At 71.6% G+C, this 8,680-nt stretch carries 7 protein-coding genes and 1 pseudogene; 2 read left to right on the top strand and 6 right to left on the bottom strand.

Annotated elements, in window-relative coordinates:
• Together FRW57_RS13115 and FRW57_RS13110 are read left to right on the top strand one after the other, a co-directional pair.
• Positions 1–999 (top strand): PQQ-dependent sugar dehydrogenase (locus FRW57_RS13115; RefSeq protein WP_152186178.1); only part of this gene is annotated, 999 nt, incomplete at its 5' end.
• 76 nt (positions 1,000–1,075) lie between these two features.
• On the top strand, positions 1,076–1,531 hold the full coding sequence (locus tag FRW57_RS13110) for a GNAT family N-acetyltransferase (protein ID WP_137123177.1): 456 nt from the start codon (positions 1,076–1,078) through the stop codon (positions 1,529–1,531).
• 38 nt (positions 1,532–1,569) lie between these two features.
• Here the strand turns inward: FRW57_RS13110 and gatB are convergent, their stop codons facing one another.
• The 6 genes and pseudogenes from gatB to FRW57_RS23235 form a co-directional block, all read right to left on the bottom strand.
• On the bottom strand, positions 1,570–3,111 hold the full coding sequence (gatB, locus tag FRW57_RS13105) for an Asp-tRNA(Asn)/Glu-tRNA(Gln) amidotransferase subunit GatB (protein ID WP_137123176.1): 1,542 nt from the start codon (positions 3,109–3,111) through the stop codon (positions 1,570–1,572).
• A complete protein-coding gene (gene gatA / locus FRW57_RS13100) occupies positions 3,108–4,646 on the bottom strand; it encodes an Asp-tRNA(Asn)/Glu-tRNA(Gln) amidotransferase subunit GatA (protein ID WP_137123175.1) in 1,539 nt (512 codons plus the stop codon). The genes gatB and gatA overlap by 4 nt, the downstream gene beginning before the upstream one ends.
• A gap of 52 nt (positions 4,647–4,698) precedes the next feature.
• Positions 4,699–4,995: an Asp-tRNA(Asn)/Glu-tRNA(Gln) amidotransferase subunit GatC gene (gatC, locus tag FRW57_RS13095; protein ID WP_137123174.1), complete on the bottom strand. Its 297-nt coding sequence runs from the start codon at positions 4,993–4,995 to the stop codon at positions 4,699–4,701.
• 130 nt (positions 4,996–5,125) lie between these two features.
• Positions 5,126–7,216, bottom strand: coding sequence for an NAD-dependent DNA ligase LigA (gene ligA / locus FRW57_RS13090; protein ID WP_238384853.1), 2,091 nt, complete (start codon positions 7,214–7,216; stop codon positions 5,126–5,128).
• Between the two features lie 98 nt (positions 7,217–7,314).
• Positions 7,315–8,304, bottom strand: coding sequence for a DMT family transporter (locus FRW57_RS13085; RefSeq protein WP_238384852.1), 990 nt, complete (start codon positions 8,302–8,304; stop codon positions 7,315–7,317).
• 7 nt (positions 8,305–8,311) lie between these two features.
• Positions 8,312–8,680 (bottom strand): annotated as a pseudogene (locus FRW57_RS23235) (methionine synthase); the annotation flags it as partial.

Below are 8,680 nucleotides of genomic sequence, written 5' to 3'. Positions count from 1 at the left end.
GTCCCGGGCGGCACGGACGAGCACGACGCGGTGGTGGTGGCCGACGACCTCGAGGTGCCCTGGGGGCTGGACTTCCTGCCCTCCGGCGCGGCGCTGCTCACGCTGCGCGACTCCGGCAGGGTGCTGCGCCTCCATCCGGGATCCGCGGCGCAGACCCTGGGGACCGTGCCCGGCGTCGCCGCCGAGGGCGAGGGCGGGCTGCTGGGGATCGCCGTGTCTCCCCACTTCGCATCGGACCGGCGGGTGTTCGTCTACCTGACCACGCAGGCCGACAACCGGGTGCTGCGGATGACCCTGCGCGACGGACGCCTCTTGGCCGACGCGGTGATCCTGTCCGGCATACCGAAGTCCAGCATCCACAACGACGGCCGGATCGCCTTCGGGCCGGACGGGTTCCTCTACGTCGGCACCGGCGACGGCGGGGACGGCTCCCACTCGCAGGACGTGCACTCGCTCGGAGGCAAGATCCTGCGCGTGGACCAGCGCGGGTCGGCACCCTCCGGCAACCCCTTCCCCGGCTCGCCGGTGTGGAGCCTCGGCCACCGCAACGTGCAGGGTCTGGCCTGGGACGCCGCCGGCGGGATGTATGCCAGCGAGTTCGGTCAGAACACCTGGGACGAGCTCAACCGGATCGAGCCGGGGCAGAACTACGGCTGGCCCGATGTCGAGGGCAGGAGCGATCGACAGGGGTTCGTCGACCCGCTCGTGCAGTGGCCGACCAGCGACGCATCCCCGAGCGGGATCACGGTCGGCGCCGACCACGCCGTCTACATGGCGGCGCTGCGTGGCGAGTCGCTGTGGCGCGTCCCCCTCGACGGCCAGGGCGGCACCGGCGAACCGGAGCGACTCCTGCAGGGCAGCTACGGCCGGTTGCGCACCGTGGTCAAGGCACCGGACGACCGCCTCTGGCTGGTCACCAGCAACACCTTCCGGGGCGAGCCGAGGCCCGGCGACGACCAGGTCCTGATCCTGCCGAAGGGCCTCCCGTCGGCCTCCTGAGGTCGCGGCTCGTGCTCGCTCCGGGGCCATGGAAAACCGGGTGAGCGGATGCGGACGCCGGGGATAATGTCCGGCCATGGCGTCCGAAGCGTTTGTCCCCGCGGACTTCGAGCCGCCCACATCCTTGGTCACCGACCGGTTCCGCCTCGAGCCGCTGGGGCCGCAGCACAACGCGCCCGACCATGCCGCGTGGATGTCGAGCATCGAACACATCCGGGCGACACCGGGCTACCAGGACGGCAGCTGGCCGCCGCCGGAGGGGATGTCGCTGGAGGACAACCACCGCGACCTGACCCGGCACGCTGCCGACTTCGCCGACCGCATCGGGTTCACCTTCACGGTCCTCGACCCTGCAGCCGACGTCGTCGGCTGCGTCTACCTGTATCCCACGTCGTCGGAGGACCACGACGTCACGATCCGGTCGTGGGTGCGGGCCGACCGGGCCGACCTCGACGTGCCGTTGGCCGACGCGGTCGCTGCCTGGCTGTCCACCGACTGGCCCTGGACGCGGCTGGATCGCTGCGGTCGCTGACAGCGGGGACCCCGCGCACGGACCCCGCCGGCGACCCGTCAGGCGCCGAGCTTGTCCAGGATCAGCCGGCGGACCTTGCCGGCGTCCGCTTGGCCGTTCATCGCCTTCATCACCTGGCCGATCAGCGCGCCGGCAGCCTGCACCTTGCCGCCACGGACCTTGTCCGCGATGTCGGGGTTGGCGGCGATCACCTCGTCCACGGCCGTCTCCAGCGCGTCGTCGTCCTCGACCAGCTGCAGGCCGCGTGCGTCGGCGATCTCGGTAGGTGTGCCCTCACCGGCCAGCAGCCCCTCCATGACCTGCCGCGCCATCGAGTCGTTGAGCCGGCCGGAGGTGACCAGGCCGTCGAGCTCGGCGACGTGCTGCGCCGTCACTCCGAAGTCGGCCAGGGGGCGCAGCTCGGCACTCGCTCGGCGAGCGATCTCGCCCATCCACCACTTGCGCGCTGCGGCGGGAGTGGCGCCGGCCGCGACCGACTCCTCGATCAGTTCGACCGCGCCGGCGTTGTAGACGTCGCGCATCTCCAGGTCGCTGTAGCCCCACTCGGACTGCAACCGGTGCCGACGCTGGGCCGGCGGCTCCGGCAGGGTGCCCCGTAGCCGTTCCACCAGCTCCGCGCTGGGGGCGACCGGCACCAGATCGGGCTCGGGGAAGTAGCGGTAGTCATCGGCGTCGGACTTGGGACGGCCCGAGGTCGTCACGCCGGTGTCCTCGTGCCAGTGCCGGGTCTCCTGCACGATCGAGCCACCCGCCGCGAGAACCGCGGCCTGCCGACCGATCTCGTAACGGATCGCACGCTCGACCGAGCGCAGCGAGTTGACGTTCTTGGTCTCGGTGCGGGTGCCGAGCGGCACGTCGGCCTGCTCCTGGCTCCCGGTCGCCCTCGGGCGCAGCGACAGGTTGGCGTCGCAGCGCATCGAGCCCTGCTCCATGCGGACGTCGCTGACCCCGAGCGCCTTCATCAGGTCGCGCAGCGCCGACACGTAGGCCTTGGCCACCTCGGGGGCGCGCCCGCCGGCGCCGGTGATCGGCTTGGTGACGATCTCGATCAGCGGGATCCCGGCCCGGTTGTAGTCGACCAGCGAGTGGTCGGCTCCCTGGATGCGACCGGTGGCTCCCCCGACGTGCAGGGACTTGCCGGTGTCCTCCTCCATGTGCGCCCGCTCGATGGCGACGCGGAACGTCTCGGGTCCGTCGTCGCCGTCGACCTCCACGTCGAGGTAGCCCTCGAAGTCGATCGGCTCGTCATACTGCGACGTCTGGAAGTTCTTGGGCATGTCCGGGTAGAAGTAGTTCTTCCGGGCGAACCGGCACCACGACGCGATCTCGCAGTTCAGCGCGAGACCGATCCGGATCGCCGACTCGACCGCAGTCGCGTTGACCACCGGCAGCGCGCCGGGCAGACCCAGGCAGACCGGGCAGACCTGGGTGTTGGGGTCGGCCCCGAATCCGGTGGCGCAACCGCAGAACATCTTCGTGGCGGTGTTGAGCTCGACGTGCACCTCGAGGCCGAAGACGGGGTCAAACCGCTCCAGTGCCTCGTCGAGGTCCATCACGGCATCGGTCGTCGTGGCGGTCATGCCCGTGCCTCCGTTGCGCTCGCAGCAGATCCATCCAGTTCCGGCGCTCGGTCCAGCAGCCTTCCGCCCCAACGCTGCTCGAGCGCGGCCTCCAGGGCCGCGCCCACGCCATACAGTCGTTCGTCCTTGGTCGCCGGGGCGAGCAGCTGGATGCCGGCCGGCAGCCCGTCCTCGTCGGCCAGACCGCTCGGCAGGGACATCCCGGGGATGCCCGCGAGGTTGGCCGGAATCGTGGCGATGTCGTTGAGGTACATGGCCATCGGGTCGTCGAGCTTCTCGCCGATCCGGAAGGCGGTGGTCGGCGCGGTCGGTGACACCAGCACATCGGCCTGCTCGAAGGCGGCGGCGAAGTCGCGCGCGATCAGGGTGCGCACCTTCTGCGCCTGGCCGTAGTAGGCGTCGTAGTAGCCGCTGGACAGGGCATAGGTGCCGAGGATGATCCGGCGCTTGACCTCGTCGCCGAAGCCGGCGTCACGGCTGGCCGCCATGACCTGCTCGGCGCTCGGGCTGCCGACGCCGTCCGGCCCGACCCGCAGACCGTAGCGCATGGCGTCGAAGCGGGCGAGGTTGGAGGACGCCTCGCTCGGCATGATCAGGTAGTAGGCGGCGAGGGCGTAGTCGAAGTGTGGGCAGGACACCTCGACGACCTCCGCCCCCGCGTCGACCAGCAGCTGCACCGACTCCTCGAACCTGGTCCGGACCCCAGGCTGGTAACCCTCCCCGCCGAGCTCCTTGACCACGCCGACCCGCAGGCCCCTGACGTCGGCGCGGCGTGCGGCTTCGACCACCGGCGGCACCGGCGCGTCGATCGAGGTCGAGTCCATCACGTCGTGCCCGGCGATGACGGCGTGCAGCAGTGCCGCGTCGAGCACGCTGCGCGAGCAGGGCCCGGCCTGGTCGAGGCTGCTCGCGAGCGCGACCAGGCCGTAGCGGGAGACGCCGCCGTAGGTGGGCTTGGTGCCGACCGTGCCGGTCACCGCGGCCGGCTGCCGGATCGAGCCACCGGTGTCGGTGCCGATCGCCAACGGCGCCTGGAAGGACGCGACCGCCGCGGAGGAGCCGCCCCCCGAGCCCCCCGGGATCCGCTCGAGGTCCCACGGGTTGTGCGTGGGGCCGAACGCGGAGTGCTCGGTGGAGGACCCCATCGCGAACTCGTCCATGTTGGTCTTGCCGAGGATGGGCAGCCCGGCGGCGCGCAGGCGCGCGACGACCGTCGCGTCATACGGCGGGATCCAGCCCTCCAGGGTCCGCGAGCCGCAGGTGGTGGGCACCCCCTTGGTGACCGCGATGTCCTTGACCGCGATGGGGACTCCGGCGAGCGGTGACAGCTCCTCCCCTGCCGCCCGGCGCCGGTCGACGTCGCGGGCCGCGGCCAGCGCCCCCTCGGTGTCGACGTGCAGGAACGCGTGGACGTCACCGTCGACCGCGGCGATCCGGTCGAGGTGGGCCTGGGTCGCCTCGACGGCGCTGACGTCCTTGCGGGACAGGGCCCCCGCAAGGTCGGCGGCACTGGAGCGGGTGAGGTCAGGGGTCACGATCAGCCTTTGCTGGGTTGCTCGGTATGGCGTGTGGGGCAGGCCGCGCCCGTCACTCCTCGTCGAGGATGCGGGGCACGAGGAAGCGCCGCTGCTGGGCGGCCGGGGCGCCGGCCAGTGCGTCCTCGACGGGCAGGCTGGGCCGGACCTCGTCGACGCGGGTCACGTTGGTGAGCGGCAGCGGGTGCGACATCGGTGGGACGTCGTCGGCAGCGACCTCGCCGACCTTGGCGACGGAACGGGCGATCTGCTCCAGCTGGCCGGAGAGGGTCTGCAGCTCGTCCTGCGACAGGTCGATGCGCGCGAGCATGGCGAGGTGGGCGACCTCGTCGCGGTTCAGGGCGGACATGCCACGCAGTCTAGTGCTCGGCACGGGACCTCCCCTGGCGCCCTCTGACCATTGCGTCGCAGCCGGGCCAGCCCGTCCCCTCGTCGCCCACGGGGGCTTTCCGGTCATCGCAAGAGGCATCGCCGCAGGGTCATTCCGGCGGACCCTGCTCGAGCAGTCGCTCGAAACCCGCTTCGTCGAGGATGGTCACGCCGAGCTGTTCGGCCTTGTCGGCCTTGGATCCCGCGTTCTCGCCGACGACGACGTAGTCGGTCTTCTTGGACACCGAACCGGACGCCTTGCCGCCGCGCGCCAGGATCGCCTCCTTGGCCGAGTCCCGGGAGAACCGCTCCAGCGAGCCGGTGACCACCACGGTCAACCCCTCCAGCGTCCTGGGCGTCGACTCGTCGACCTCGTCGGCCATCCGCACTCCGGCAGCGGCCCACTTGTCGACGATCGCCACGTGCCAGTCCACGGTGAACCAGTCGACCACCGAGTCGGCGATGATCCCGCCGACGCCGTCCACTCCCGCCAACTCGTCGCGGGAGGCGGCCCGGATCTTGTCCATCGACCCGAAGTGTCCCGCGAGTGCACGGGCGGCGGTCGGCCCGACGTGCCGGATGGAGAGGCCGACCAGCACCCGCCACAGCGGGCATCCCTTGGCCTCCTCGAGGTTGGCGACGAGCTTGGCGCCGTTGGCCGACAGCACCCGGCCGTCCACCACCGACTCGGCCGGGTCGGTCTTCTTCGCCGCGCGGGTGAACAGCGGCACCTTCGCGATGTCGGTGTCCCGCAACGCGAAGAGGTCACCCTCGTCGGTCACGACGCCCGCGTCCAGCATGGCCACGGCTCCCTCCCAGCCCAGGGCCTCGATGTCGAAGGCGCCCCGCCCTGCCAGCGACGAGAGCCGTTCGCGCAACTGCGAGGGGCAGGACCGCGAGTTGGGGCAGCGGATGTCCTTGTCACCCTCCTTCTCCGGTTTCAGTGGGGTGCCACAGGCCGGGCACTTCGTCGGCATGACGAACGCGCGCTCACTGCCGTCCCGCAGGGCCACCACCGGTCCCACGATCTCGGGGATGACGTCGCCGGCCTTGCGCAGCACGACCGTGTCTCCGATGAGCACCCCCTTGCGCTCCACCTCGTGGGCGTTGTGCAACGTCGCCTGCTCCACCGTCGAGCCGGCCACCTTGACCGGCTCCATCACGCCGTATGGCGTGACTCGCCCGGTGCGCCCCACGTTGACCCTGATGTCGAGCAGCTTGGTGTTGACCTCCTCGGGCGGGTACTTGAACGCGATCGCCCAACGCGGCGCGCGAGAGGTCGATCCCAGCCGACGCTGCACCGAGGCCTCGTCGATCTTGACCACGATGCCGTCGAGCTCGTGCTCGACGGAGTGCCGCTGCTCGCCGAAGTGCTCGATGTATCGCTGCACGTCGGCGAGGTCATCGACCACCTTCGCGTGCGAGGTGACGGGCAGTCCCCAGTCGCGCAGCACGGCATACGCCTCGCTCTGGGTGCGCACCTGGAAGCCGGTGTGCACCCCGATGCCGTGCACCAGCATCCGGAGCGGGCGGCTCGCCGTGACGCGGGGGTCCTTCTGCCGCAGGGAGCCCGCAGCGGCGTTGCGCGGGTTGGCGAACGGCGCCTTGCCGGCCTCGACCTGGTGGGCGTTGAGGTCACCGAACGCCTCGACCGGCAGGAACACCTCACCGCGGATCTCGACCTGCTCGGGGTGGCCGGTGCCCGACAGCCGGTGCGGGATGCCGTCGATGGTGCGCACGTTGTTGGTGACGTCCTCTCCGACGCGGCCGTCGCCGCGGGTCGCCGCACGCACGAGGCGACCGCGCTCGTAGAGCAGGCTGATGGCGAGGCCGTCGATCTTGAGCTCGCACAGGTAGTGGAAGGGCGTGCCGGCCTCCCGCCTCACCCGCTCGTCCCACGCCTGCAGCTCCTCGAGGCTGAAGACGTTGTCGAGACTGAGCATCCGCTCGACGTGCTCGACGGCCCCGAACTCGGTGGAGAACGCGAAGCCGACCTGCTGGGTGGGGCTCTCGGGGCTGCGCAGCTCGGGATACTGCTCCTCGAGGGCGACCAGCCGGCGCATCAGCTCGTCGTACGCGGCGTCGCTGATCGTGGGGGAATCGCGCACGTGGTAGGCGAACTGGGCAGCGGTCGCCTGCTCGGCCAGGTCGTCCCACTCGTGGCGCGCGTCGTCGGGGACTGGGGTGGGGAGATCCGTCACGGGCCCATCCTGCCGCACGCCGGGGACAGCCGGGCGGTGTGCGCCGCTGCTTCGACGTCCCGCGCTCCGGCGGCTACCCGGCCGCGGTCAGCGCTGCGTCATCCACCCGCCACGGAGGCCCGGCGGACCCGTGGGTGCCGCTGGGTCAGGGCGGCTGCCCCCACCACGATGGCGGCGCCGAGGTACTGCGGCCACGAGAGCCGTTCAGCCAGGAAGATGGCGCCGAGCGCGACCGAGACCACCGGGATGACGTAGGTGATCGTGGAGGCGACTGTCGGCCCGGCCGCCCGCACCACGTCGAACTGCAACGAGAAGGCGATGCCGGTGCCGACCAGACCCAGGGCGAGCACGGCAAGGATCGGCAGCAGCACCGAGCCGCCGGCCGTGCCTGGCTGCAGCGTCCAGGGCGCCGCGCCGCGGACGAGCGACCAGACCACGAGCACGAGCACCATCTCGACGGCCGCGGCGAGCAGCTGGGCGGCCGGCTGGGTCAGCCCGCCGAGGTCGGAGCCGGCGAGGTGGCGCCGGTTGTAGGTCCAGCCCAGTCCGTAGGACATGCCGGCGACCAGCGTCATGCCGAAGCCGATCAGGTCAGGACGACCTGCGACCTCCCACGGTTGTGCGATGACCAGCACTCCCACGAAGCCGACGACCACCCCGACCACCTTGCGCCTCGTGACGGACTCGGAGGGCAGGAGAAGCAGCGCGAACACCACGGTCGCCAGCGGGGTCGTCGCGTTGCCGATGCCTGCGAGCGCGGAGCTGACACGCTCCTCGCCGAGCGCGAAGAGCGTGAAGGGCAGTGCCGCCATGAAGACCCCGCCGACCATGAGGTGCCACCAGGTGCCCCGCCCGCGCGGGAGCCGCCCGCCGGCGAGACGCAGCAGCGCCAGCAGGATCAGCGTCCCGCTGAAGATCCGCAGGCCCGCGATCTGCAATGGGGCCATGGCTCGCAGGCCGACCTTCATGAGCAGGAAGCTGGAGCCCCAGATCAGCACGAGCGCCAGGAACTTGGCCTGCCAGGGGAGCCTCGTCGGCGCGGCGCCGCGCAGCCTTCCAGTCCTCTGGGGCGCGGTGGCGGCGGTCACTCCCTGATCAACCGTGCGCGCGTTCGGACAATTCCGCCGCCGCCTGGAGGACCGTGCGGTGGGCGGACGTGGCCTCGTCGACCCCGGCGGCCCCGGCCAGGCCGCAGGCGGGTGTCACGACCAGCCGGTCGAGGTCCTCGACCCGCAGGCCGACCCGGGTCCATGACGTCACCAGCTCCTCGGTCACCTCACTGGCCCGCCCGTATGCCGGGTCGGCACCAGTGCTCGGCACCGCCCCCGCCCACAGCTCGACTCCCGACTCGACGGTGGCGGCCACCGACTCCCAGCCCTTCGGCCCCAGCAGGGAGGTGTCCACGGCAACCGCCGCGGCCCCGGTCGCCCGCAGCAGCGGCAGGGGCGCGTCCCGGGCGCAGCA

It is taken from the genome of Segeticoccus rhizosphaerae (assembly GCF_009192725.1).
In the GTDB taxonomy this organism is placed as follows: domain Bacteria; phylum Actinomycetota; class Actinomycetes; order Actinomycetales; family Dermatophilaceae; genus Segeticoccus; species Segeticoccus rhizosphaerae.
This window is presented reverse-complemented; position numbering and strand designations above follow the sequence as displayed.